Source organism: Chitinophaga sp. (assembly GCF_039596135.1).
Lineage (GTDB): Bacteria > Bacteroidota > Bacteroidia > Chitinophagales > Chitinophagaceae > Chitinophaga.
Genome location: NZ_JBCNKH010000011.1, coordinates 121374 through 147978, shown reverse-complemented (window position 1 = coordinate 147978; position 26605 = coordinate 121374). Strand labels below are relative to the sequence as shown.

The following is a 26605-nucleotide window of genomic DNA, read 5'->3' as shown; positions in this document are numbered from 1 at the left end:
CCACATAAATGTTTTGTCCCGTAAAATCGGTAACTTTAAGTGTTTTTGTAAACATGGCTCAGAGATTTTGTAATTAAAGTTACAGCTCATCTCAAAGCCATGTTTTCTTTTTCAAACATACGAACTCCTTTGTTAAGTGGGCATGATCATGATACCCGTAATTAATGGCAAGTGAAAGCAGGTTAGATGCGGGTTGTTTTTTCAACGCATCTTTTGCACTTAAACAACGCACTATGCGTGAAAAGGTTTTGGCGGAGGTACCAACCTGCTGAAGGAAAATACGTTCAAAATTGCGGGGACTCATATTGACCTGTGCCGCGAGCGTAACCGGAGAAATGTTGCCATGGCTGGCCTGTATGGCGCTGATAGCTGCCTGCATGCGTGCAGGTTGATCCGGCAGTGCCTTTAGCAGGCAGTGGGAGATCGCTTGAAACTGGTTCCGGCCCTGCGCTACGGCTTCCTGCAATTGACGGACTAGAGGGAGCGACAGGTCGTCGCCCTGTATATGCTGATCTGTTAGTAACTGCATAGGCAGACCGGCAAAGGCAGCCATACCAGCTGGTTTGAAGCGAATACCCAATAAGCGGGTTGCACCTGGTACCTGTGCATCGTGGTAAGTGGTCATGGTGCCAACGGCTTTGACACTATGATCATCCATGTTAAAAATGAAATCTGCACAGAGATCGGGGAGTATGCGGGATATGGCCGGACCGGAAGTAGTGACGATCCAGTATGCGTCTACGTAAGGCGCTAAGAGAGCGGGGGGAGAATACTCAGCATACACGGGGTAAATGTAAAAAAAAGCACCTGCTTTTTGGCAGGTGCTTTTAAGTATTTATTTAACGAGCTTCAGCTCACTTACTATATTCGGTGCGCCGCCCAGCTTGTCTATACACCAGAGTACGTAGCGTATATCTACACAGATAGTACGGTTGTACACCGGATCAAACTGAATTTTATGGCTCAGTGCCTCATAGTTACCATCAAATGCCAAACCGATCAGTTCACCATTGCCATTCAGTACGGGGGAGCCGGAGTTACCGCCGGTAATATCGTTGGTAGTAATGAAACAGGTTACGATATCATTCTTGCGTGCATCTTTATATTGACCAAAATCTTTTTTGTTGTATAGATCTATATAATTCGCAGGCAGGTCAAACTCATAATCTCCTGGTTTATATTTTTCCAGCACCCCTTTCATGGTACATACGTAGTCGTAAGATACTGCATCGCGTGGTGTGTATGGTTTTACCTGCCCGTAGGTAAGACGCATAGAGAAGTTTGCATCCGGATACCATTTCTTGTTTGGTTCCATCTGCATCAGGCCTTTCAGGTAAGCTCTGCCCAGGTCATTGATTTTAGTTACAAACTGGTTGTACAGTGGTACATATTTGGAGCTCCAGTTCCTGACGAACGCACTGGAATATGCGAAAGCGGGGTCCTGTTGCAGGGTCACTGCATCCGGGTGTTCAATGAAAGCTTTCCAGCGGGCATCGTTCATGATCATGGTGCTGGACATTAATGCTGCTGCCCAGAGGCGGTAGGTATTGTCTTCGTCCAGGCTACCGAATTTTGCCTTCACTGCATCATAGAACCCGATGGGATGTTGTGCTGCCGGAACGTCAGTATAGAACATGCGGCAGGTAGCTGCCAGTATTCTCTGATCGCTGGTTTTATCTTCTTCTTCCAGGAAAGCGGTGCGTGCTTTGTCTGCGGCCTGAATGCTCTTTGCGATTACATCGGCACTGGTGCCTGGCTGTACCATTGCTTTTTCCACGGCCTGCAGGCTGGCGGCAAAAGCAGCCAGTGGGGAACCCATGATGCCTTCATTGATGTAGATGCGGTGTTTCGCATATGGGGTCCATTCCTTGTAAGTCTGCGTATAATCGGCGAAGATGTGTTCAAACTCAGGTTTGCCCTGTGCCCATTTAACAAAAGCACTTTCCTGCTGTTGTTTTTGTTCCTCTACTTTGTATTTGAGAAGTTGTTTGGTTTCACCGTCGTAAAACTTCCAGTAGTTAGCCACGCCTGCATAATAAGACGCCAGTTTCAGTTTGATAGCAGGATCTTTCTTCATCTGGTCAAACATATATTTCAGGCGTACTGAGCGAAGGTTTACGATAGCAGGATTTTCTACGTCGATTTTTAGTTTTACGCCTTCAGAGCTTTCATACCTGTTGGTACCGCCGGGGTAACCAAAGATCATGGCATAATCATTCTCCTTGATACCCTTGATGGATACCGGCAGGAAGTATTTAGGTTTAAGAGGTACGTTGTCAGCAGAATATTCGGCAGGTTTACCATCTTTGTTGGCATATACACGGAACACGGAGAAGTCGCCGGTGTGGCGTGGCCATTCCCAGTTGTCGGTATCACCGCCAAATTTTCCGATGCTTTCAGGTGGAGCGCCTACGAGGCGGATATCTTTATAACGTTCGTATACGAAGAGAAGGAACTGGTTGCCTTTGAAGAGGGGTAGCACTTTGGCTTCGTAGCCGGTACCGTTGGTAGCTTCGGTCACAATTTCGCCGATGGCGGTCTGCTGTTTCTTCATTCTGTCCTGGCCAGTGAGTCCCTGGAGGGCATCTTCCATTTTTTTTGTCACATCATCTACACGTACCAGGAATTGTACTGTCAGGCCGGCAGCAGGAATTTCCTGGGTTTTGGTCTGGGCGTAGAACCCGTTTTTCAGGTAGTTGTGTTCCACAGTGCTGGCGGTAGCGATAGCATCGTACCCGCAGTGGTGGTTTGTGAAGATGAGGCCCTGATTGCTCACGATTTCGCCGGTACAGCCGCCGCCGAAGATGATAATTGCATCTTTTACCGATGCCTTATTGATGCTGTATAACTGTTCTTTGGTGAGTTTCAGTCCTTTCTGGACCATATCATTGTACACTTGCTGCCCTAATAAATAAGGAAGCCACATGCCTTCGTCTGCTTTGGCAAATTTAACTGCCAATAACAGCAAAAGCAGCAGAACTTTTTTCTTCATTGAGATCGAATTTTTTTGAAAACAGGGTCAAACCTAGGGATTTTTTGCCTATTGACCGCTGATATTATGATGGGAGGGGGCTGATTGTCTACTTTCCTTGTAGCCGCAGGCCGCAAAGGCATAATTATGGAATGGCATTTGTTAAAGGGGAGGTGATAATAGCAATCACGCACAAAAACTGCATTAAAAAACCTACATATGAAGAAGCTGTTGTATCTAGTAGCTGCCGTTGCGTTCTTCGCCTGTAACGAGACGCCGAAGCAGGAAGAAAAGAAGGACTCGCTGAAAGAAGGTGTGGAGAAAATTGGACAGGATGTTAAGGCTGCTGCCAGCGATGCGGGAGACTACCTGGATGAAGAGCGGCAGAAGCTGAGAGGGGACCTGGAAGAAAGAAAAGATGAAATAGATAAGAAAATGGACCAGCTAAAGAGCGATGGATCCGCCAGAAGTCGGGAGGCTCGTCGTAAACTGGGCCGTTTGAGAGACCAGATCAACGGAAAACTGGATGAACTGAAAAATGGTACTGCTGCCGGCTGGGATAGTACCCGTGCCGATATCGATTCCGCCTTAAAGCGCTCCGACCGGGAATGGACGAATTTCAAACAGGATTTCAAAGAGTTATTTCATTAAGAATTTAGATTTTGACGGGTACCGGAACAAGGCTAAAATCCCTAACTTTACCGGGCAACAATCAAAAGAAACGCCTTGTTACGTTCATACCATCAGAAAGAAATAGCATTAGAAGCCGGCTGTGACGAAGCCGGCAGAGGGTGTCTGGCAGGGCCGGTTTTTGCGGCGGCAGTCATTTTGCCATTAAAATTCCGCCATAAACTACTCAACGATTCCAAGCAGCTGAAAGCTGCCGATAGGGAATACCTGCGCGGGGTAATCGAAGAAAAGGCGCTCTTCTATGCAGTGGCAAGCGTAGATAATGAGGAGATTGACAAAATCAACATATTACAGGCTTCATTCAGGGCCATGCACTTAGCATTGGAAAAGTTGCAGCAACAGCCGGGGTACATCCTGGTAGACGGCAACCGTTTCAAACCCTATGGAAATGTGCCCCATGCCTGCATTATCAAAGGAGATGGTATTTATGCTTCAATAGCAGCAGCATCTATATTGGCCAAGACTTACAGGGATGAATATATGATGAAGCTGCACGAACAGTTCCCACATTTTGGCTGGTTTGAAAACAAAGGTTATCCTACCCTTCAACACCGGAATGCGATCAGGGAACATGGAGAGACACCCTTTCACAGAAAGTCTTTCCGGTTACTGCCGGATGAACAGCTTGCGCTGGACTTTGGAGAGGAAGCGGACATAGACTAGATTAGTAAACACTATTGTTATTATTTTTGCCCTTGGATAGGATCAGACTATGTTAAAGCAGACACAACAGCAGAAGCTATTACAGAAATTGTCGCCTCAGCAGATTCAGCTCATGAAACTGTTGCAGGTCCCTACTGCCGTACTTGAAGAACGAATCAAGGAGGAGCTGGAGGAGAACCCTGCCCTTGAATATGGGGAAGAGGCACATGAAGAGGAATTTAAGGATCCGCAGGATGAGTTTTCAGGTAATGAAGAAGGAGAGGGTGATGACGAGTTTGAACCGGATGGAAGTGAGAACGAGTATGATAATATTGACATTTCTGAGTATGTAAGCGAAGGAGATGATGATATAGCAGACTACAAACTGCGCGATGATAACTACCCCGACCAGGATGAGAACAAAACCATTCCGGTGCGGGTAGAGACGTCTTTCCACGAGCACCTGCTTGAACAACTGGGCATGCTGGAGCTGGATGAGAGAAAAAATGCCATTGCGGAGCAGATCATAGGAAGTATTGATGACGACGGATACCTGCGCAGGGAAGTGAGTGCCATTGTGGACGACCTTTCCTTTTCACAGAATGTAAGTACAGATGAAGAAGAGATCAGGGACCTGATCAAAAAAATACAGGATTTCGATCCGCCCGGCATCTGTGCTACTGACCTGAAAGAATGCCTGTTGCTGCAATTGAAACGCAAGCCCCAGGATGATGAGGGAGTGGTAGGCGCCTACCAGATACTGGAAAACTACTTCGACGAGTTTACCAAGAAGCATTACGAGAAGATCCAGAAAGGCCTGAACATGAGTGACGAAGGCCTGAAGGAAGCGATTGGCCAGATCATTCGCCTGACGCCGAAGCCGGGGGGCAACTTTGCTACCCTGAACAAGGCAGAAAGCTATGTGGTGCCTGACTTCTTTATCATGAACAACAATGGTAAGCTGGAACTGACACTGAATTCAAAGAATGCGCCTGATCTGCGTATTTCAGAGGGCTACCGCGACATGCTGAAAGAGTATGACCGGGGTGATAAAAAAGACAAACGTCAGAAAGAAGCCGTTTTGTTCATCAAGCAGAAGATCGATGCGGCCAAGTGGTTCATTGATGCTATCAAGCAGCGGCAACATACCCTGCTGTCTACCATGGAATCTATCATGGGGTACCAGCGGGAGTTTTTTCTGACCGGGGATGAGACTACCATGCGCCCGATGATCCTGAAAGACATTGCGGACATCACCCAGCTGGATATCTCTACTGTGAGCCGTGTGGCAAACAGTAAGTATGTGCAGACGGAGTTTGGGACATTCAAACTGAAATTTTTCTTTAGTGAATCATTATCGACCGATAGTGGGGAAGAGGTATCTACCCGTGAGGTAAAGAAGATACTGTCTGACCTGATAGAGGGAGAGAATAAGCGGAAACCGCTGAGCGACGAAAACCTGACGAAGATGCTGCAGGACAAAGGGTATAATATTGCCCGCCGTACAGTAGCAAAGTACCGTGAGCAGCTGAATATTCCGGTAGCAAGGCTGAGGAAGGAGTTATAACAGGGCAGCTGTACAGCCCATATGTACGGACGATTTAAATGAAACAAGCAACTATACACGCAACAGATAACCGGCCTGAACAAGTGTCGGAATTTAGTCCCATGCTTCGCGGGATTGCCTTATTTATTTCTTATCTGCTGCATCCCCTGTTTATACCGCTGCTGGTAACCTGGCTGGTAGTGCATGCACTGCCCGAGTACTTTGTGACCTTCAAGCAGATCAGTTACCGGTTTGCCTACGATACCCTGTACTTCAGGGTTATCGCGATCAGCATCTTTTTCCCTGCGCTGACAGTCGGGCTTTCCAGGGCACTGAACTTTATAGATAGTTTGCACCTGCGTTCTCAAAAGGATCGTATCATACCATATATTGCCTGTACTATTTATTACTTCTGGGCATTTTATGCCTTTAAAAAGCAGGGTGTAGCACCGCCGTTTTTCAATGTCTTCTTTTTAGGCGTGTTTTTGGCGGTGGTAATGTCCATGGTGCTCAATACGTATATGAAAGTGAGCATGCATACGGTAGGCTGGGGTGGCGTAATCGGGTTTGTCCTGGTTGTGATGTTCAGCCTGCAGTTGAATGTAAGCGGCGTATTGATGCTGGCATTTTTCCTTTCGGCTGTAGTAGCTACTGCACGCCTTATCTTAAATGCCCATGCACCGGCGGAGATATACGCTGGTTTCCTGGTGGGCATACTGGCACAGCTGATCGCATATGTCATAGTAGGATAAGAGAGAAATTTTCCCCTTTTTTCAGATATTTTCTGGCTGCGCAAATTCAGTGCGCGAGGGCTTCCCATCTTTGTATTGTTATTTGATAATTGACATATGCGTCTGTTGTGAGTTAACCCCTCATTTTATTTTGCTAGCTAATTTAGCAAAGCTAATAAAATGCTAAAAATTTTAGGAAAATAGAAATATATATTATAACTTAGCACACCATTAAATTTGTAAAAAACTTACTAATATGTCTACAGCGAATGCAGATAAACTGAAGGCCCTGCGCCTTACGATGGACAAGATCGAGAAGGATTTCGGAAAGGGATCTGTGATGATGATGGGAGAGAAGGGATCTGAGCCGATGGAAGTTATCTCCACAGGCTCTCTGGGACTTGACATTGCGTTAGGTATTGGTGGTTTCCCCAAAGGAAGGATCATTGAAATTTATGGTCCGGAATCTTCTGGTAAAACAACAATTGCTATACATACGATTGCAGAAGCCCAGAAAAAGGGTGGTATCTGTGCGATCATCGATGCTGAGCACGCATTTGACAGTTCTTATGCGCAGCGTCTGGGCGTGGATGTCGATGCACTACTGATTTCTCAGCCAGACCATGGTGAGCAGGCATTGGAAATTGCTGACCGTCTGATCCTCTCCGGAGCGGTAGACGTGGTGGTAATTGACTCTGTAGCTGCACTGGTACCAAAGGGTGAACTGGAAGGTGAGATGGGTGAAAGCAAAATGGGTTTACAGGCACGTTTGATGTCTCAGGCGCTGCGTAAACTGACTGCTACAATTTCAAAAACTAATTGCTGCTGCATATTTATTAACCAGCTGCGTGAAAAGATTGGAGTGATGTTTGGAAACCCGGAAACCACAACGGGTGGTAACGCGCTCAAGTTCTATGCCTCCGTGCGCCTGGATATTCGCCGTATGAGCCAGATTAAGGATGGAGATGAGGCTGTAGGTAACCGCGTGAAAGTAAAAGTGGTTAAAAATAAGGTTGCACCTCCCTTCCGCCAGGCTGAGTTCGATATCATCTTTGGAAATGGTATTTCCAAAATGGGTGAGATCATCGATATGGGTGTTGAATATGGCATTATCCAGAAAAGCGGCAGCTGGTTCAGTTATGAATCAAACAAGCTGGGCCAGGGCCGCGATGCCGTGAAGACGTTGCTGGGCGATAATCCTGAAGTAGCTGCTGAAATTGAAGGAAAGATCAAGGCGAAGTTGGCAGAACAAGCTGCACAGGCTTAATTAAGAGTTGTTTTAGTTTTAGATATATCAAAGCTTAGAATTAGAAGTAAGCATTGGGTTAGTTAGTATTAACGTAATGTCCCTGCCTTTTTTAAGGCGGGGATTTTTTTTGCCCTGTAGCCTAATTGCGCTGTAACCTACTTTGCCCTGTAGCCTAAAAAAAGAACGCTTCCACCTTTCGGCAGAAGCGTTTATAAAAAAGAATTTGATCAGATTTAAAATTCAAATGGCCGTTTGTAGATCACTTCCAGGAGCGTTTGGCCTACTACCTGCAATGTTCTTCTGTCAATCACCTGCATGTTGTCGTTGGTGGTATGCCAGTGAGGAACGAAGTTGCCGTTTGGCTGCATTGCAATCACATCAAATGTAGGAATCATGGCCATGGTATTGATGTACACATGGTCATCTGTAATAGTGGCGCCAGTGTTCTCATACCGGAAGTAATCAGAATATCCCAGGCTGTTCGCCACATCCCAGAACGCCTTCATCGGGCCATAAGCATACTGCTGTGAACCGCCTTCCATATAAAACTGAGAACCGCGGCCACCCACCATATCCAGCAGGATACCATAGTTTGCTTTATAACCTTTTATGTGCGGATTTTTTGCCCAATATTGTGTACCCAGGCAGTAGCTGTTTTCATCTTCACTCACACCGCTGTCTTCCACATCTTCCAGCAGGATATCGATACCCGCAGTAGGATGTTGTGCATGCAGCTGACGCGCTACCTCCAGGAGTACGCCTACACCACTCGCACCATCGTCTGCCCCGTCAAACTGTTTGGTCTTATCAAAGGCATCCTGGTCGGCGTGTGGTCTGGTATCCCAGTGTGTGAGCAACAGGATACGCTGTGTAGCGTCAGGATTGAAGGTTGCAATCACGTTGATACAGGGAACTGATTTACCACCCGGAACGGTCACGTTGGTACGCTGAATGTACAGTGTATCTGCCAGTGGTTTAAACCGGGCAATCAGCCAGTCTGCACAGGCAGTCTGCGCAGGTGTGGCCGGAATACGGGGACCAAAGGCAACCTGCCTGGCAGTATATGCGTACGCGCTATCTGCATTGAATACAGGAACATTCACATTGGCCTGCTTTGTGGTCGTCGTAGTCTCAGTTGTATCGGATGGTTTAGTACCCGAATGACAGGCGGCTGCACAAATGGCCATGCCTGTTAAAATGCCAATCAAATTACGCATATGAAACAAGAACATTTTATGATCATCTTACTGGATGGTATAGCTTACGCTGCCATCCTTTTCATCTTTTAACTGAATACCGGCTGCAAGCAGCTGGTTACGGATCCTGTCTGAAGTAGCATAGTCTTTACGGCTCTTTGCTTCTTTACGCATCTCGATAATCAGTTGCATCACGCCATCCAGTGTATTGTTGTCAGAAGCCAGGTTTTCAGGCTCCAGTGCCAGGATGTCGATCAGCCAGGTTTTCCAGGTTTTTTTGATCAGCTGGAAAGTATCTTCACTGAGTTCATGCATCTTGATCTGACCACCCTTGAGGGAGTTGATCACAGGCGTTATCTCGAACAGGTTTGCCAATACTTTGGCGGTGTTGATATCATCGTTCATGAAGTCCTGGCATTCTTCGCACCAGGTACGCACCTGCTTGTCCAGTTCTTTGTTCAGTGCACCATCGGTGTAGGTGTACTCAAGTTTCTGCAGCACTTCATAAGCGCCCCACAGGCGTTGTAAGCCTTTTTCGGCGGCCTGCAGTGCTTCGTTGGAAAAGTCCAGGGTACTGCGGTAGTGCGTTTGCAATACGAAGAAACGGATGGTCATAGGGCTGTACGGTTTTTCCAGCTGATAGTTATCGCCGGTGAACAGTTCTGTGAGGCGGATAGTATTATTATACGCCTTACCCATTTTACGACCATCTATGGTGATCATGTTGTTGTGCATCCAGTAGCGGGCCATCATCTCGCCGTGGGCGATTTCGCTCTGCGCGATTTCACATTCGTGGTGAGGGAACTGCAGGTCCATACCACCACCGTGGATGTCGAACTGCGTGCCCAGGTACTTGCTGCTCATGGCAGAACACTCAATATGCCAGCCTGGGAAACCTTCTCCCCATGGGCTGGGCCAGCGCATCAGGTGCTCAGGAGGAGCATTCTTCCAGAGGGCAAAGTCTACCTTGTTACGCTTTTCATCCTGGTTTTCCAGCTCGCGGGTGGTTTCCAGCATGTCTTCCAGCACACGGCCGCTGAGGATACCGTAGTCGTGGGAAGCAGCGTATTTCTTTACATCAAAATATACGGAACCATTCACTTCATAAGCATAGCCTTTTTCAATGATGGTTTTGATCATTTCAATCTGTTCTATGATATGACCGGTAGCGGTAGGTTCAATACTCGGTTCCAGACAGTTGAACTCCCGGAACGCCCAGTGGAACAGGTTTGTATATTTCTGGACCAGCTCCATTGGCTCCAGCTTTTCCAGCTGCGCCTTTTTGCTGATCTTATCTTCGGCTTCACGGCCTTCTTCCTCAAAGTGACCGGCATCGGTAATATTCCTCACATAACGGACTTTATAACCGAGATGTTGCAGGTACCTGTATACCACGTCAAAAGTGATATAGGGGCGGGCGTGTCCCAGGTGGGACTCTCCTGATACGGTCGGACCACACACATACATACCAACATGACCAGGATACAATGGGGTAAATACTTCCTTTTGTCGCTTCAGCGAGTTGTAAACTTTAAGCTCAGACATATCAGTTTAATTCGGATTGCAAAGATAGTTATTGTTTTGTCAGGGCAATGACTGTCCCGGGCACCAGTCATCCAAATTATTTTGCATGGGTTGCACGCAGGGAAAAGTTGGCAATAACGGGATAATGATCGGAGAGGTCAGAGTTTATTTTACGATAAGAGTTGATTGTGAATGACTTATCGAAAAAAATATAATCTATCCGCAGGGTCGGGGCCAGTCCGGCAAAGGTGCGGCCAATGCCACTGCCTTTCTGGAGGAAAGCGTCCTGTAAGGGGCCGCGGATGGTGAAATAGGTATAGGAGGCAGGGGTATCGTTGAAGTCTCCGCACACGATGGTGCGGTAGGGACTGGTTTTGATAAAATCTGCTACGACCCTGGCCTGGCGGGCACGCCCCACATAGGCATCCTTCATCTTTTCAATGATGTTGCGGGTAGCTACCAGTCCACTATCCTGCTGGTTTTTGATCTTCTGGATATTGTAGTAATCCCGCTGATCGAAGCGATAGGAGGCCAGGTGCATATTGACGATGCGGATGGTGTCTTCATCCCTTACAATATCCGCATAGATCAGGCTCTCGCTGCGTGGCCCTGTGGACATCTTGATCTTGTCAGACCTGATGATCGGGTAGCGGGAGTAGATGATGGAGCCCCAGTGCTGCATACCTCCCCGGTTAAAGTCGCTGGAGAAGTAGCGATAGGGCAGGTGCATTTCGTGGGAGATATCTTCCCGGTTATTGAAATCATTTTTCTTTTCAGATGTATAAAAGTCCTGGAAGCATACAATGTCCAACTCCTGTTTTTTGATCAGGGCAAACATCGCTTGCCTGGTATACTTACTATCTTTTTCTCTATACAAACCAAACTGTGCTACGTTGTAGCTCATAACACTGAGGCTGCCGGATGGAGCAGACAGTTGCTTTTGGGCAGAAGGGAAATTGAAGGCAATAAAAGCTGAGATGGACTTCCAGCCGATTACAATTGCCAGCAGGGAAAGCAGGCAGTATTTATAATCGAAGATTAACCAGCAGATAAAGAAGAGAATTAAAGCCAGTAACAGTATTGGAAACAGCAGTGTAAAAAAACTGATGGGCCACCACTGCACGGGAGATACAAAAGGGGCCAGACATGCTACCAGAAAGAATAGCATGACGATGATGTTGACTGTTAGAAAAAAACCTTTCGTAAATAACCGCAGAAATCTCAACTCCTAATCGCTTTTGCGAATAAAGATAACTGAAACGATCAACTTTGTCATAGTGATAAGCTTGCCATTATTGGAAAATGTTCAAAACCCTTGTGGGGGAAGGAGCTAAAGCCATTCACATGAAAAGGTGATTGTGTAAGTATATAGTCGATGCGCAGGGTAGGTGCAAGAAAAGAGAGTGTTTTGCCAATACCCCAACCTTGTTCAAGGAATGCGTCCTGCATGTTTGGTGAAATCGTATTATAAGTATAAGAGACCGGCACATCATTGAAATCGCCGCAAACGATGGTGGGATAAGGGCTTTCTTTAATGAGTGCAGCCAGTTGTTCTGCCTGTGCCGAACGCTTGCCGAAAGTGTGTTTCATTCTGCCGGCGAGGCCCCTGGCTTGTGTTGTTTGACCCTGCAATGCAGCGTAATCTTTACGACGGAACATGTAGGATTGCAGCTGTGCAGTAAAGACGCGAATAGTATGTTCGTTTATTTTTATATCTGCCTGCAGAATGCTGCTACCGCTGCCTACATCGCTATGACCGCAGGGAATATGACAGGCGGATATGATCGGATATTTTGAAAACAATACGATACCGTATTGCCAGGTATTCCAGCGTATTTTATCGCAGGTGAAGTAGTGATAAGGGTAATGCACTGTTTCTTTGATGGTGTTCAGGTGATCTGTGTAACCAGGACTGCTGTTAGTATAGAATTCCTGCAAGCATAGAATGTCTGGCGATGCTGATTGCAGGGTGGTATAAATAGATTGTTTGATAGCAGCATCTTCAACATATTTTTTCAATCCCATGCTGCTGCTGTTGAAGGTCATGAGTGTAAAGCTACCGGGTTGTGATGTGGCAGCCTTGCCTGCGGGGTGGTGACCAAAAGTGAGCAGCAATGCCCTGCAGGAGAGCAGTATAGCTGCCAGTGATAGTCCCCAATAGGGTTTTTTGCGAAGCAGCCAGTACACCAGGCAGAAAAGGTTGATGACCAATACGATGGGGAAGAATAGTCCGGCAAAGCCGCTCAGCCACCATTTACCAGGATTAAGGTAAGGAAGCCAGCTGGAAAGAATCAGGGATAATGCGACAATACTCGTGGTGATGAAAGCTTTTGACACTGTACAGGGGTTTCTATAAAAATAACAAAATACTCCATAAAGCGAAAACGCTTCTGTCATTGACAGAAGCGTTTTCATGTATTCGTTACTTTATTAATTTTCTTTCGGATGGAAGAGGTGTGTGGCCTTGTACACCAGCTTATTGAGTCCTGCGCCCCAGTCATTCCCTTTTTTCCATGCATTCATGAACAAGAAGCCTGTGAGGGCGCCACCGATCAGTGCCGGCAGGGTAGTGAGGTCATGGTGTGAGAACAGGTGGGCTGATACTGCCATGATGATGTACAATACAGTCACGACCCACATCGGGATACCGCCACCGTTTAGTTTCTGGAAGAAACGAACGTCTGGCGCCAGTAGCAGGGTTGCAATGGCCAGTGACATTACAGATGCAGACGAGCCGTAATAAGAAGCAAAGAATTGGGTGGGATGGAAGGCAGGTATAAACTGCATACCCAGCATATACAGGAGATTGCCGGCCATACCGCCAAAGAGGTATAAAGGGAGTATAATACCGGGCCCCGCCTTACGCTGCAGAATCGCGCCAAATGCCCAGAGCCAGACCATATTGCCAAAGATCATCCAAACGCTTTCATTAACAAAAAGAGAGGTGATAAATGTCCAGGGCAGGTGAGCCAGTCTGCCGAAGCTGGCAGGCAGCGCTACATTATTCATCACATCCAGGTTGAACCGGATGGTTGAATTACCTTCAATATTGTAAACTACTTGTGTGAAAAATAGTAGGATAAACACTGTCAGGTTCACCAGTAACAACTGGGTGACCATGTTTTTTCCTTCTCCCAGGGAGAGGATTGGCATTGGTTCTCCTTTTTCGGCTACGTCCATTGACCTAAAACTTTAGGGTCCAAAGGTACGATCCATTTAGTAAAAATGGCGCCGGTTCTTCTTGTTCCAGTTTCGGAGCAGCAGGTAGCTGAACAGTACACCACCCAGGTGGGCAAAATGCGCCACATTGTCTCCGGCTGAGTTTCGGATACCAGATACCAGTTCAAAGATGATCATGGCGGCCACTATGTACTTGGCCTTCATTGGGAAGAGGAAGTAGAGATACACCAGGCTGTTCGGGAAGAGATAGCCAAAGGCAAAGAGCAAGCCGAATACAGCACCGGAAGCGCCCAGGGTAGATATATCGCGATATTCAATCTGGTAGTTATGAATATACAATTTGGACATTTCCAGCTCTGCCGGGCTGTTGGGATAAGAAAATACAATTTTGTCTGTAGACAGATCAAAATGTGCTGTCAGTGTATTGAAGTTTGCCAGGCTTGGATCGGAGAAGTAAGCGTTGATATCGTGAGTGAGCCGCATGTTTTCGTAAGTGACCACGCCCATGTGACATAAGGCGGCACCCAGCCCACAGATGAGATAGAATATCAGGAATCGTTTAGATCCCCACAGGTTTTCGAGCGTAGAACCAAACATCCACAAGGTGAACATATTGGAGAACAGGTGCCCGATAGAACCGTGCATGAAGAGGTGAGTAAGGAACTGATGCGGCTTGAACAATGGCGATCCCCAATAGTGCAGGGCAAAGAGGTCCTCCAGGAAATGATTCGCAGAAGGATTCTGAATCTCTCCCATTGTATATTGTCCAAAAAAAACTAAACCATTGATGATCAATAGGTTTTTAATCACCAGCGGTAATATGTCAAATCTGCGGGGCCTAAACTCACTCATTATGATTTCCGATTCTGATTATTACTAATACCTTTTTTCTAACAATACCACGTTCTCAATATGATGTGTATGAGGGAACATGTCGACAGGCTGGATTTTTTTTACAGCATACAACTGGTCCAGCAGTGCCAGGTCTCTGGCCTGGGTAGCCGGGTTACAGCTTACGTATACGATACGGGGTGCTGCAATTTCGAGTAGTTTGTTCACTAGTTTTTCATGCATACCGGCCCGGGGAGGGTCGGTGATGATCACATCTGGTTGCCCATGTTGGGCAAAGAATGCATCGTTACAAATGTCTACTACATCGCCAGCGAAGAATTCTGCATTGTTTACGCCATTGCGGGCTGCATTTTCTTTTGCATCGTCTATCGCCTCTTTAATCAGTTCGATCCCCACTACTTTTCCTGCCTGCCTGGATACAAAAATACCAATACTGCCTGTTCCACAATATAAGTCATAAACAATTTCTGTTCCTGTTAATCCTGCAAATTCTCTTGTTACCTGGTAGAGGGCTTCTCCCTGGTAAGTATTGGTCTGGAAAAATGACTTAGGGCCAATTTTGAACGTAAAGTCTTCCAGTTTTTCTTCTGCATATCCTTTACCAAAGTACACTTTAGGCTCCAGGTCGAAGATGCTATCGTTCAACTTGGGGTTGATTGTGTACAGCAGGGTGGTAATACCGGGTACAGTCGCCAACAGGTGGTCCAGCAGGGCTTCGCGGTCTTTCTTGTTTTCGTGTTGGATTACGAGGTTGACCATGACTTCGCCTGTGGTTAAGATGCGCACCACCAGGTTGCGCAGCCAGCCTACCTGGGCGCGGATATCGTAGAAGGAGAGATTGTGTTCGAGTGCATAAGCCCTGACGGTATTACGGATAGCATTGACAGGTTCTGCCTGCAGGTAGCAGGTATTGATGTCGAGCACCTTGTCGAAGAGCTTGGGTACGTGGAATCCGAGGGCATTCTTCCTGGGGATGGTACCGTCTTCGGCAATGGCTTCAGATGGCATCCAGGCTTTGTTGCTGAATGTGAATTCCAGTTTGTTGCGGTAATGAGTAACGTGTTTGGAGCCGAGAATGGGCTGCATGGAAGGGAGTTCCAGTTTTCCTATGCGGGTCAGGTTGTCGGTTACCTGCTGCTGCTTGTAGGCAAGCTGCTTGTCGTACGGGAGCATTTGCCACTTACAGCCGCCACAGGTGCCGAAGTGCTCACAGAAAGGAGTGACGCGGTCAGCAGCGTAGCTATGAAAGCGGATGGCGCGGCCTTCGGCCCAGTCTTTCTTGCTTTTGCCCAGGCGAACGTCTACCACATCGCCAGGGACTACACCACCTTCAATGAAGATCACTTTGCCATCTATGCGGGCCAGTGCTTTCCCTTCAGCAGCATATGCGCTCACGGGAACTTTTTCCAGAATTACGTTTTTTTTCCTCACGGATGCAAAGGTAGGATTTTCAAAGAGTAATGTGGGAGTACAAGTCAGTCGTATTTTTCAAATTCCTAATTCTTGGCTACATTTACAGCAACCGATGTCCTATGCATAAACTTATGATAATACTGGCGTTTGTTTGCTCGGCAATGCAGCTACAGGCGCAGAATGGCTACAAGATCACAGTACAGCTGAAACAGTACAAAGGTGGTATGATGTACCTGGCCCAGTATATGGGCAAAAAGACATATATGGCAGATTCGGGCATGCTGAATGACCAGGGGGTAGCCGTACTACAGGGAAAAGAGGCTTTACCCGGCGGTATTTACCTGGTAGTGTTCCCCGGTAAAACACGGTATTTTGAAATGCTGCTGGACAGCAAGCAGGAAAACTTCTCCGTTTCTGCAGATACTTCAGACCTTATCAATAAAACTATTTATAAGAACTCCCCGGAGAATGAGCTCTTCGTGGAGTACAATAAATTCCTCTCCAAAGATGTGGCTGCCCTGAACAAGGATGCCCAGGCACTGCTGGCTAAACATACGGCAGCAGACACTGCCAGTGCCAGACAGGTACAGACGGAGCTGGGCAAAAAGCTCCAGGCCTACAGGAACGATGTAATCTCCAAACATCCCCAAAGCCTGCTAACCAGCATTTTCAGAATGATGAAGGATCCGGAAGTACCACCCAAGCCAGCAGATGCTGATTCTACATTTGGCTACCGCTATTACAGAAGTCACTACTGGGACAATACCAACCTCGGTGATGGACGTCTGGCCCGTACGCCTGTACTGGAAGATAAACTGAACAGGTACTTTACTCAATTAGTACCAATGGATCCTGATTCCATCAATGTTGCGGCAGATGAACTGATTGAAAAAACACGCAAGGATAAAGAGAACTTTAAGTTCGTGGTATGGTGGCTGACCTCCACCTACGAGACCTCTCCTTATATGGGTATGGACGCCGTGTTTGTGCACCTGGTAGAGAAGTATTACGTAGCGGGGGATGCTTACTGGCTGAATGATGAACAACTGAATAAAATCATTTCGCGTGCTTACTCTATTGCTCCTAACCTGATTGGCCAACAGGCGCCACCACTGGAAGTAAAGGATAGTGCCATGAAACCACTTTCGCTGTATACGACCAAAGGAAAGTTTACAGTGCTTGTATTCTGGGATCCTACCTGCGGACACTGTAAGATAGAAATACCTAAACTGGATTCTGCCTACAATGCAAGCTGGAAAAACAAGGGTGTAACCATGATTGGTTTCAAAACAGAGGGTACAAAAGAGCAGTGGGCGCAATTTATACATGACAACCACCTGAATGGCTGGATTCATGCATGGGATCCGGATGCACAGTCTAACTACAGGCGCCTATACGACGTATATAGTACACCGGTAGTATACCTGCTGGATGAGAAGAAGAAGATTGTGGCGAAGCGGCTGGGTGTGGAGCAGTTGAGTGAATTTATCGAGCGGACTGATAACAAGGGTAAGACAGCGAAGAAATAATTCACGCCTGTGTAATGGTGTGAGCAGGTTGTAAACACATAAATATAATTACGGCATCCCGTGTATCGCAGATACACGGGATTTGTTTTTTAATGAATGCATGTAAATATTAAATGACTATATAATTAATGTTATAACCTGCTTATTATCAGTCGCATGCGTTTGCTGTCGTCAGCTTTGGCATAGTCTTTGGCAATGCATAGTCGTAATCAAACATTCTAGGTTATGACAAAGAAGATGATCCTTTCGTTTGCAGCCCTTGCAATTTTTTCAATGAGTGCGATGGCACAGGTACGTGTAGGGGTTAAAGGTGGCTGGAACCTTTCAACATTTACAATCAACAACAGTGGTGATGTAGATAATGACAAATCACTGTCGGGTTTTAATATCGGTGTTATCGCAGATATGCCATTGGTACCAAGAATTTTATCTTTCCAGCCAGGTGTATTCTATACTACCAAGGGTTCTAAATTGAAATCAGGTAGTGACGGAGACGCTGTTCAGTACAAGTTTACAACCCGTCCTTCCTACATCGAAGTTCCACTGAACTTCATTGGTAAATTACCTGTAGGCCCAGGCGCAAGTCTCTTTGCTGGTGTGGGTCCATACTTTGCATTTGGTGTGGCTGGTAAGAACAAGGTTTACACAACTGTGGGTGGCACAACTACCACTACAGAATCCAACATCAAATGGGATGATGATACCCCATTCAACAATGGTGATCCGAACCAGGGTTATGACAAGTACAAACGTTTTGACTGGGGTGGTAACGTACAGGTAGGTGCGGAGATCAGCAATTTCCTGGTTTCAGCGCAATACGGAATAGGCTTCAACAAGATCAATTCAGGTGCCAATGACAGTAACAACAACAAGGACAAAAACCGTGTGTTCAGTGTAAATGTAGGTTACCTGTTCTAATCAACAACTTAAACAACCGGACGTAAACAGGCAACGTCTGTAATCTAAACAATAGCGATGAACAGCATCCGGCAACGCCTGTAGGATGCCAGACAGATAAAATTTCCTATATGAAAAAAGTACTCTTAGCTTTTGCCGGGCTTCTGATTGCCGGTGTATCTTTTGGACAGACAAAATGGGGGATAGTGGCAGGACCCCAGTTTTCCAGCTATACGACCAAGGCTGATAATGTAAGTAAAGAAACCAGCGACCTCCTTACGAGCATCAGGGCTGGTATTACTGCAGACATTCCACTGGCAGAAGAATTTTATATCGGAACCGGTTTGCTGTACTCCGGTAAAGGTGGTAAGGATAATGGTGTTAAAACAACCTTATCTTATTTGCAGGTGCCGGTAAATTTCCTCTTTAAGCCGGAAGTAGGTACCGGAAAGCTGAACCTGGGAGTAGGCCCTTACTTTGCTTACGGCGTAGGGGGTAAGTATAAAACGACAGTTGGTAATGCAGATGTATCTGTAAAGGCATTTGACGACGAGGCAGGTACGGGTAAGCTGAAAAGATTTGATGCAGGTCTGGGCATTGTAGCTGGTTATGAACTGCCGGTAGGTTTATATTTGGGCCTGAATGCAGACTTGGGCCTGGTAAATGCTTATGACAATACGGACAATGGCCGAAGCTGGAAAAATACTTCCTTCGGTGTTTCAGCAGGATATAAGTTTTAATGGCAAGCAATATTATATGCAGGGCTGATCTCCTTTCCCGGAGGTCAGCCCTGTTATTTTTGTTAACTAGTTTTTAATAACGAATTCCGACATATTCACTACCTTAGTTCCCTATATACCCCTATATGTTTGAGCATTCTGTTAAGCGTAAACTTTTAGTTTTTGTATTGTTTATTTTTTTATCACCTAAACTACTGAAGGGACAGGTTAGTTTTGGTCTGAATGTGGGCATCAATCAATCCTGGATGCAGTACAGGGATCCTGCCGGTCATTCTGCCGAGGACAATAAGCCACTCACAAGGTTTAATGCTGATTTTCTGGTAACCGTACCGCTCATAGGAGGGCTGTATGTGGTGCCGGCTGTCCGGTATATTACTAAAGGCGCCAACCTGACTGTAGGCGGCGATGGGGAATTTACCCGCAGGCTGGAAGTACGTTACCTGGAAATACCTGTCAACCTTACTTATAAAGTACCGGTGTCGTTTGGCCGGCTTACGGTAGGAGTGGGCCCGTATACAGCTTACGGTCTGAATGGGAATAACCGGATGCAGGTATATGATGCAGGAAATGTAGTCAGCACCACTGATTATGATGTAGAATTCAGCAGCCGGGTAAATAAAGGTATTTATCCGGGTACCCGCCTGAATCGGTGGGACGTGGGAGCGCAGGTAACGGCAGGGGTGGAATTCAATAACCTGCTGATGGTAGGTATACACTACAGCAGGGGGATCCGTAACCTGGACATGTCAGGAAACAGCACGATCCGCAACAACAGTATAGGCTTGAGCCTGGGAATCCTGCTGAACCGAGAAGATTATTAACGGCCATAATTATATATGCTAATAAAAGAAGAAGGTGTATCCGAACAGGGAACACCTTTTTTTTATGGGGAGTAGGGGTATGTTCAATAACCTGCGTCTTATTTGTGAACTATTTTGACATAGGATAAAACAAAAAGTGTGACAGTTATTCGGACATGCCAGTACGTTTCCACGTAATGGCATTTTTATTTTTAAAATGAAAAACCCGCTTTTACCTTAGGCAAAAGCGGGTTGATTATATGAGCGAAGGCTTGATTATACGACAGCTTCCACTACTTTTCTGATCACTTCAGGTTTACCCAGGGTGTAATAGTGTAATACCGGAACGCCGAATTCCTTCAGTTCTTTAGACTGCTGGATCAGCCACTCGGTACCTACCATTTCTACATCCTTATCGGTTTTACATTTCAGGATTTCGTTAGCCAGGTCATTCGGAATATCTACATGGAATGCCCTTGGCAGAACAGTTAACTGCTTGCGGGTAGTCATTGGTTTCAATCCTGGAATGATAGGTACGGTGATTCCCATTTCCCGGCATTTTTTGACAAAGTCGAAGAATTTCTGGTTGTCAAAGAACATCTGGGTAATAATATAATCGGCGCCATTTTCTACTTTCCGCTTCAGGTAGGTCATATCTGTAGCCAGGTTAGGCGCTTCGAAGTGTTTTTCCGGGTAACCGGCTACGCCGATACAGAATTTGGTTTTTACACCGCCCTGGAGGTCTTCTTCCAGGTACATACCATTGTTCATGTTCACCACCTGGTGCAGCAGTTCTTCTGCATAGCGGTGTCCATGTGGCTCTGGTTCGAAGGAAGGCTCATTTTTGGGAGCGTCTCCACGAAGTACCAGCACATTGTCTACCCCCAGGAAATTGAGGTCGATGAGGGCATTTTCCGTTTCTTCACGGCTAAAGCCCCCGCAGATCAGGTGGGGTACGGCATCTACATTATAATGATTCATTACGGCAGCACAAATGGCTACTGTACCGGGTCTTTTGCGGATTTCCACCTTTTCAAATGAACCGTCCGACCGCTTCTTGAACATATGTTCACTTCTGTGATAGGTAACATTGATAAATGCAGGTTTGAATGTCATCAGGGGATCCAGATGATCATATATAGACTCTATGCTCTTCCCTTTCAGAGGGGGAAGGATCTCGAAAGAGATCAGCGTATCCTTTGCCTGTGCAATATGTTCTGTTACTTTCATAGCAGTTGGGCTTATTAAAAATATATAAAGCCGGACAAAAATAATGCATCTCTTAGAATTATCATCTATTAATTCTCGAATAGTCCGAATATTTATAAACCTTTGTATAGGATTCGTAGATAAAAGCACAGGCAAGAATTACCCGGCATGGAAAGCTGAAGTAAATGCTTATTTTTGCTAAGTTTCAACATATGGCATTAAAAATACATACAGATCAGCTGGTAAAGCGCTACGGTCAGAGAACTGTGGCCAACAAGGTATCTGTAGAGGTAACTCAGGGAGAGATCGTGGGGTTGCTGGGCCCGAATGGTGCCGGTAAGACCACCACATTTTACATGGTAGTGGGCCTGATCAAGCCGGACGAAGGCCAGGTATTCCTGGACGAAGTGAACATCACCAAGCTACCCATGTACAAACGGGCCAAGATGGGGATAGGGTATCTTCCCCAGGAGGCATCCGTATTCCGTAAGTTGAGTGTGGAAGACAATATCGCTGCGGTATTGGAGATGACCACCCTGAAAAAGGCAGAGCAAAAGGAAAAACTGGAAAGCCTGCTGGAAGAGTTTCGTCTTACCCACGTGCGTAAGAGTCCCGGCGACGTATTGAGTGGAGGTGAGCGCAGACGTACAGAAATAGCCCGTGCACTGGCGGTAGATCCAAAGTTTATCTTGCTGGATGAGCCATTTGCCGGTATTGACCCCATTGCAGTAGAAGATATTCAATCTATAGTAGCCCGCCTTAAATATAAGAACATCGGCATCCTGATCACCGACCACAACGTTCAGGAAACACTGTCAATCACTGATCGCGCCTATCTGCTGTTTGAAGGGAAAATATTGAAAGCCGGAACAGCCGAAGAATTAGCTGAAGATGAACAGGTTAGGAAAGTGTATCTTGGTCAGAATTTTATTTTACGTCGTAAAAATTACCTGGACGAAGCAGCTAAACAACAATAACTTCAACTACTCCGTTCCTACCATCCTATTATGAGAATATTAAGTCCTGCAATATCACAACTGGCGCGTTTGCGCATGGGGCGCATAGAATATTTTATGCAGTATCCCCTGCAGGTGCAGCAGCAGGTATTTCAAAACCTACTCAGTGCCGCTCAGTATACTGAGTTTGGTAAGCAATATGGATTCTCGCAGATCTATAAGATTGAAGAGTTTAAGCAAAGGGTACCTATTCATAACTATGATACCCTGAAACCATATATTCAGCGTACCATGGAGGGGCAGCAAAACATTTTATGGAATACGCCTATAAAATGGTTTGCCAAATCCAGCGGTACCACTGCCGATAAGAGCAAGTTCATTCCTGTATCTGTAGAAAGCCTGGATGAATGTCACTATCGTGCAGGGAGAGATGTATTATCACTTTATTATAATAATTATCCTGAGTCCAGGTTACTCACCGGTAAGTCACTGGTAATCGGTGGCAGTCACCAGGTGAACAAACTGGCCCCGGAAAGTGATTCTTACTTTGGTGACCTGAGTGCTGTGATGCTTCAGAACATGCCGTTCTATGGCAATATGATCCGTACGCCGGATTTGTCTATTGCCCTGATGGACGAATGGGAAGAAAAGATTGAGCGCATGGCCAATACCGTGATCCACGAGAATGTAACCTCTATTGCCGGGGTACCTACCTGGACCATGGTATTGATCAAAAGGATTTTTGAAATCACCGGTAAGGATAACCTGGCAGACATCTGGCCTAGTCTGGAACTGTATATGCATGGTGGGGTTAGTTTTACGCCGTACCGTGAGCAGTTCAAAAAGCTAATCCGCAAGCCGGACATGTTCTACCTGGAAACCTACAATGCATCTGAAGGCTTCTTTGCCGCCCAGGATGTAATCGGGCAGGAGGGACTGCTGTTGTTCCTGAACCATGGTATCTTCTATGAGTTCATGCCGATGGAAGAAGTAGGAAAAGATAATCCACAGACCCTGCAACTGAATGAAGTGGAAACGGGTAAAAACTATGCGCTGGTGATCAGCACCAATGGCGGCTTATGGCGCTATATGGTGGGTGATACAGTGCAGTTTACCTCTCTGTCTCCATTCCGTGTAAAGGTGAGTGGTCGTACCAAATCATTTATTAATGCATTTGGAGAAGAATTGATTGTCGAAAATTCAGATAAGGCGATAGCCAAAGCATGTGAAGCAACAGGCGCTATTGTAAATGATTACACAGCGGCGCCTATCTATTTTAGCGAAGGAGAAGCAGGGGGCCATGAATGGTTACTTGATTTTGATGTGATGCCAGATAGTGTAGATCACTTTATTGATGTATTGGATCAGACACTAAAATCTATCAATTCTGACTACGAAGCCAAGCGCCACAAAGATATGGCACTACGCAGACCAGTCCTGCATGTGCTGCCAAAAGGCACCTTCACCGAATGGCTGAAGAGCAAAGGCAAGCTGGGTGGTCAGCACAAAGTTCCCCGGTTGAACAACGACCGGCAACATGTCGAAGAAATTTTGAAGTTTACTGGTATCACTGGTGTGATATAATTGGGTAACCATTAACTAATACGTCTATATGAAATTACTGGAAAACAAAGTAGCTATCGTCACCGGGGCCAGCCGTGGTATTGGAGAAGCTATCGCAATCAAATTTGCAGAAGAGGGTGCAAATGTAGCTTTCACTTACCTGAGCTCTGATGAAAAAGCCAAAGCGCTTGAACAGAAGCTGCAAGGTATGGGAGTAAAGGCAAAAGCTTATAAATCCAATGCCGGTGTTTACGAGGAATGCGAAACGTTGGTCGCTGATGTACTGAAAGAGTTCGGCGCTATCGATATTTGTGTGAACAATGCAGGTATTTCTAAAGATAACCTGCTGCTGCGTATGAGTCCTGAGCAGTGGGATGATGTAATGGACATTAACCTGAAGAGCGTGTACAACATGACTAAACATGTGATTCGCCCGATGATGAAGGCGAAGTCTGGTTCCATTATCAACATGAGCTCTATCATCGGTATTAAAGGTAATGCAGGCCAGAGTAGCTATGCTGCTTCCAAAGCTGGTATTATTGGTTTTACCAAGTCTATAGCACAGGAGCTGGGTAGCCGTAACATTCGTGTGAATGCGGTAGCACCTGGTTTTGTGGAAACTGATATGACGCACTACCTGAAAGAAGGTACCGGTGCACAGGCATACATCGAGAAAATTCCGTTAGGCCGCTTTGGCAGCCCTGAGGATATTGCAAACGTAACGTTGTTCCTGGCTTCTAACCTGAGTGCTTATGTAACAGGGCAGACGATCAGCACCTGTGGTGGTTTGAATATCTAATCCGGATCGATATAATTAAAAAGCGGTTGTGCCTTTGGGCGCAACCGCTTTTTGTTTTTAGTATTTTTTACCGGGAGTCGCTACGCGGAAAGTCTCTACACATTTGCGATCCTGCAGGGTGACGAAGACCGTTTTGCCATCCGGACCACCGAAGGTCAGGTTGCTGCATTGCTTACCTTTCAGGGGAATTTCCCGGATGGTTTTACCGGCAGGAGATAATACCCATATAACTCCTTTTCCCCAGCGGGCTACGTACAGGTTTCCTGCTTTGTCACACTTCATACCGTCAAACCCAAAGTCGGGTACTTCGGCAAAGAGTTGTTTGTTGCTGATATTGCCTGCTTTGTCTACATCGAATTTCCAGATCTTACGTTGAACGCTTTCGTTCACGTAGAGCGTCTTTTCGTCCGGGCTGAGCTCTATGCCATTGGTAGTGCCCATGTTGGCCTCCAGCAGAATGGCCTTGCCGCCTTTGTCAATACGCCAGATCTGGCCGGTGGATTGTTTCCAGTTGGGGTCTGACGCATAGATCTGGTCTTTGCTGTTTATGCAGAGATCATTGGGTTGATTAAACTTGTCATTGTGCACGTATATGCTGACTTTCCGGGTTTTGGGATCAACCTGGAGTACGTTGTGATTGATGAAGTCAGGCAGGAACATCAGTCCCCTGCTGTTATAGTGAATACCATTGCCAACACTGCTATCGGGCAGGGTCACGAACACTTCGCCATTGCCGTTTTTGGTATTGATTTTACCAATGGTACCATCTTTCTGAAAGTTGACTACATAGAGATAGCCAGACTTATCGTAATGAGGTCCTTCGATGTTTACGGAGAACATTTGTTCTTTGGTGAGATCTTTAGTCTGGTATAAATCCTGGCTTTTTAGCTGTGTTGTGGCGGCGAGACCTAGTAATAAGCAGATAAGTGGTTTCATGATAGAAAGATTGACGTTGAGGGATTAAGATAGTGAAATTTGGACTGGTCTGGGTTAATTTTCACTATTTTCGCCGGCATGATACATGTTTCTGAATTTAAAGACCTGGAGCTGCTATCGATCCACAAGGTGGGCAATGCCTCCCAGGAAGAGTCCCTGATCTGCTCCCAGGAGCCTTTGCAATTACAGGATGAGACCATCAGTCAGCTATTATTGAGTTACTTTATTCAACCATTTACAAATGCGGCAGAGTACTTCCGTTTTTATCATGAGGCTGACCTTCAATTAAATGAGATTTTTCAATATTGCCGTCGTATATTTGAGAATCGGGACAATTTTCATGAGCAATCTGTAAATATAGCCAAACATCTATATAAGCATTCCACGCATCCTAAAATCAAGGGGGGAGAGTTGTATATCGCTTACTTTAGTAAGTGCCAGGTGGATGGAGAGGATGTGGAGGCCATTGGTATTTTTAAATCAGAGACCAGAGATACCTATTTGAAAGTATACTTGTCCAACGAAAGCTACCAGGTAAATTACGACGACGGTATTAATATCAACAAGCTCGATAAAGGATGCCTCGTATTCAATACAGAAGAAGAAGAGGGTTTTAAAGTCAGTATAATAGACAGTATCAGCAAGCAGAATGAAGCTGTGTACTGGAAAGACGCATTCCTGCAGGTACAGAGAAGGGAAGACAATTATCATCAGACGGAGCTGGCAGTGAACATGTGTAAGCTATTTATTAGCGAAAAGCTACCAGGTGAATATGAAATGAGCAGGATAGACCAGGTAGACCTGCTCAACAAATCAGCCGCTTATTTTAAGGAAAAAGAGCAGTTCCAGATGGACGATTTTGCGCAGGAGGTACTAGGACATCCGGACGCCATTGAATCATTTAAGGAGTATAGGGACCAATATCAGCAGGAGTACCGGCAGGAAATACCGGATGAATTTGATATTTCAGCACCAGCTTTTAAGAAACAGCAAAAGGTATTTAAGAGTATTCTAAAACTGGATAGAAACTTTCATATATACATACATGGGAACAGGGAATTGATTGAACGGGGTTTTGATGAATCCACGAATATGTACTACTATAAGCTTTTGTTTGAAAATGAGAGTTAAAATTCCGTAACAAATTGTGGTATCGGGCGTCTAACATTACACCGATCGGTT

General features: G+C 46.0%; 24 protein-coding genes. 13 read left to right on the top strand and 11 right to left on the bottom strand.

The genetic code is table 11. The features are described 5' to 3' along the window. Window positions 1-91: 91 nt before the first annotated feature. Window positions 92-784: a helix-turn-helix domain-containing protein gene (locus ABDW16_RS10510; protein WP_343669582.1), complete on the bottom strand. Its 693-nt coding sequence runs from the start codon at window positions 782-784 to the stop codon at window positions 92-94. A gap of 51 nt (window positions 785-835) precedes the next feature. After that, window positions 836-2992 carry a S46 family peptidase gene (locus tag ABDW16_RS10505; protein ID WP_343669580.1) on the bottom strand — a complete coding sequence of 719 codons (2157 nt, stop codon included), beginning with the start codon at window positions 2990-2992 and terminating at the stop codon, window positions 836-838. Window positions 2993-3190: 198 nt separating this feature from the next. Between ABDW16_RS10505 and ABDW16_RS10500 the strand changes: the two genes are divergently transcribed. From ABDW16_RS10500 to recA, 5 genes are all read left to right on the top strand, one after another. Beyond that, on the top strand, window positions 3191-3622 hold the full coding sequence (locus ABDW16_RS10500) for a hypothetical protein (protein ID WP_343669578.1): 432 nt from the start codon (window positions 3191-3193) through the stop codon (window positions 3620-3622). Window positions 3623-3697: 75 nt separating this feature from the next. Next, a complete protein-coding gene (locus tag ABDW16_RS10495) occupies window positions 3698-4324 on the top strand; it encodes a ribonuclease HII (RefSeq protein WP_343669576.1) in 627 nt (208 codons plus the stop codon). Window positions 4325-4373: 49 nt separating this feature from the next. Beyond that, window positions 4374-5870, top strand: coding sequence for an RNA polymerase factor sigma-54 (gene rpoN, locus ABDW16_RS10490; protein ID WP_343669575.1), 1497 nt, complete (start codon window positions 4374-4376; stop codon window positions 5868-5870). A gap of 38 nt (window positions 5871-5908) precedes the next feature. Further along, entirely contained in the window at window positions 5909-6601 is a 693-nt protein-coding gene (locus ABDW16_RS10485; protein WP_343669574.1) for a hypothetical protein, read from the top strand. A gap of 235 nt (window positions 6602-6836) precedes the next feature. Further along, on the top strand, window positions 6837-7847 hold the full coding sequence (gene recA / locus ABDW16_RS10480) for a recombinase RecA (protein ID WP_343669573.1): 1011 nt from the start codon (window positions 6837-6839) through the stop codon (window positions 7845-7847). Between the two features lie 215 nt (window positions 7848-8062). Here recA and ABDW16_RS10475 read toward each other — a convergent pair whose 3' ends face one another. From ABDW16_RS10475 to rlmD, 7 genes are all read right to left on the bottom strand, one after another. Next, complete coding sequence (locus tag ABDW16_RS10475; protein ID WP_343669572.1) at window positions 8063-9046, bottom strand: M28 family peptidase; 984 nt, start codon at window positions 9044-9046, stop codon at window positions 8063-8065. Window positions 9047-9073: 27 nt separating this feature from the next. Continuing rightward, window positions 9074-10570 carry a cysteine--tRNA ligase gene (gene cysS / locus ABDW16_RS10470; RefSeq protein WP_343669571.1) on the bottom strand — a complete coding sequence of 499 codons (1497 nt, stop codon included), beginning with the start codon at window positions 10568-10570 and terminating at the stop codon, window positions 9074-9076. Window positions 10571-10646: 76 nt separating this feature from the next. After that, entirely contained in the window at window positions 10647-11717 is a 1071-nt protein-coding gene (locus ABDW16_RS10465) for an endonuclease/exonuclease/phosphatase family protein (protein ID WP_343669570.1), read from the bottom strand. Between the two features lie 104 nt (window positions 11718-11821). Next, window positions 11822-12886, bottom strand: coding sequence for an endonuclease/exonuclease/phosphatase family protein (locus ABDW16_RS10460; RefSeq protein WP_343669569.1), 1065 nt, complete (start codon window positions 12884-12886; stop codon window positions 11822-11824). A gap of 93 nt (window positions 12887-12979) precedes the next feature. Next, on the bottom strand, window positions 12980-13729 hold the full coding sequence (locus tag ABDW16_RS10455; RefSeq protein ID WP_343669568.1) for a rhomboid family intramembrane serine protease: 750 nt from the start codon (window positions 13727-13729) through the stop codon (window positions 12980-12982). 36 nt (window positions 13730-13765) lie between these two features. Continuing rightward, complete coding sequence (locus tag ABDW16_RS10450; protein WP_343669567.1) at window positions 13766-14581, bottom strand: rhomboid family intramembrane serine protease; 816 nt, start codon at window positions 14579-14581, stop codon at window positions 13766-13768. 24 nt (window positions 14582-14605) lie between these two features. Further along, window positions 14606-16012, bottom strand: a complete 1407-nt coding sequence (rlmD, locus tag ABDW16_RS10445) for a 23S rRNA (uracil(1939)-C(5))-methyltransferase RlmD (protein ID WP_343669566.1) — start codon at window positions 16010-16012, stop codon at window positions 14606-14608. A gap of 101 nt (window positions 16013-16113) precedes the next feature. Between rlmD and ABDW16_RS10440 the strand changes: the two genes are divergently transcribed. From ABDW16_RS10440 to ABDW16_RS10425, 4 genes are all read left to right on the top strand, one after another. Next, on the top strand, window positions 16114-17523 hold the full coding sequence (locus ABDW16_RS10440; protein ID WP_343669564.1) for a redoxin domain-containing protein: 1410 nt from the start codon (window positions 16114-16116) through the stop codon (window positions 17521-17523). Between the two features lie 225 nt (window positions 17524-17748). Continuing rightward, window positions 17749-18441, top strand: a complete 693-nt coding sequence (locus tag ABDW16_RS10435) for a porin family protein (RefSeq protein WP_343669562.1) — start codon at window positions 17749-17751, stop codon at window positions 18439-18441. A gap of 110 nt (window positions 18442-18551) precedes the next feature. Then, the gene (locus ABDW16_RS10430; protein WP_343669561.1) at window positions 18552-19160 is read left to right on the top strand and encodes a porin family protein; all 609 of its coding nucleotides are present in this window, start codon (window positions 18552-18554) and stop codon (window positions 19158-19160) included. 167 nt (window positions 19161-19327) lie between these two features. After that, entirely contained in the window at window positions 19328-19981 is a 654-nt protein-coding gene (locus tag ABDW16_RS10425) for a porin family protein (protein WP_343669559.1), read from the top strand. Between the two features lie 255 nt (window positions 19982-20236). Here ABDW16_RS10425 and metF read toward each other — a convergent pair whose 3' ends face one another. Next, the gene (gene metF, locus ABDW16_RS10420; RefSeq protein WP_343669557.1) at window positions 20237-21190 is read right to left on the bottom strand and encodes a methylenetetrahydrofolate reductase [NAD(P)H]; all 954 of its coding nucleotides are present in this window, start codon (window positions 21188-21190) and stop codon (window positions 20237-20239) included. 191 nt (window positions 21191-21381) lie between these two features. On the opposite strand from metF, the gene lptB reads away from it, so the two are divergent. The 3 genes from lptB to fabG are packed head-to-tail and all read left to right on the top strand — an operon-like array spanning window position 21382 to window position 24487. After that, window positions 21382-22146 carry an LPS export ABC transporter ATP-binding protein gene (gene lptB, locus ABDW16_RS10415; RefSeq protein ID WP_343669555.1) on the top strand — a complete coding sequence of 255 codons (765 nt, stop codon included), beginning with the start codon at window positions 21382-21384 and terminating at the stop codon, window positions 22144-22146. A gap of 30 nt (window positions 22147-22176) precedes the next feature. Then, window positions 22177-23709, top strand: a complete 1533-nt coding sequence (locus ABDW16_RS10410; RefSeq protein ID WP_343669553.1) for a GH3 auxin-responsive promoter family protein — start codon at window positions 22177-22179, stop codon at window positions 23707-23709. 28 nt (window positions 23710-23737) lie between these two features. Further along, window positions 23738-24487 (top strand): 3-oxoacyl-[acyl-carrier-protein] reductase, encoded by a 750-nt coding sequence (fabG, locus tag ABDW16_RS10405; RefSeq protein ID WP_343669552.1) that lies wholly within the window; start codon window positions 23738-23740, stop codon window positions 24485-24487. Between the two features lie 57 nt (window positions 24488-24544). Here the strand turns inward: fabG and ABDW16_RS10400 are convergent, their stop codons facing one another. Then, window positions 24545-25423, bottom strand: coding sequence for an SMP-30/gluconolactonase/LRE family protein (locus ABDW16_RS10400; RefSeq protein WP_343669551.1), 879 nt, complete (start codon window positions 25421-25423; stop codon window positions 24545-24547). Window positions 25424-25501: 78 nt separating this feature from the next. Between ABDW16_RS10400 and ABDW16_RS10395 the strand changes: the two genes are divergently transcribed. Then, window positions 25502-26554 (top strand): nucleoid-associated protein, encoded by a 1053-nt coding sequence (locus ABDW16_RS10395; protein ID WP_343669550.1) that lies wholly within the window; start codon window positions 25502-25504, stop codon window positions 26552-26554. Window positions 26555-26605 lie beyond the last annotated feature (51 nt).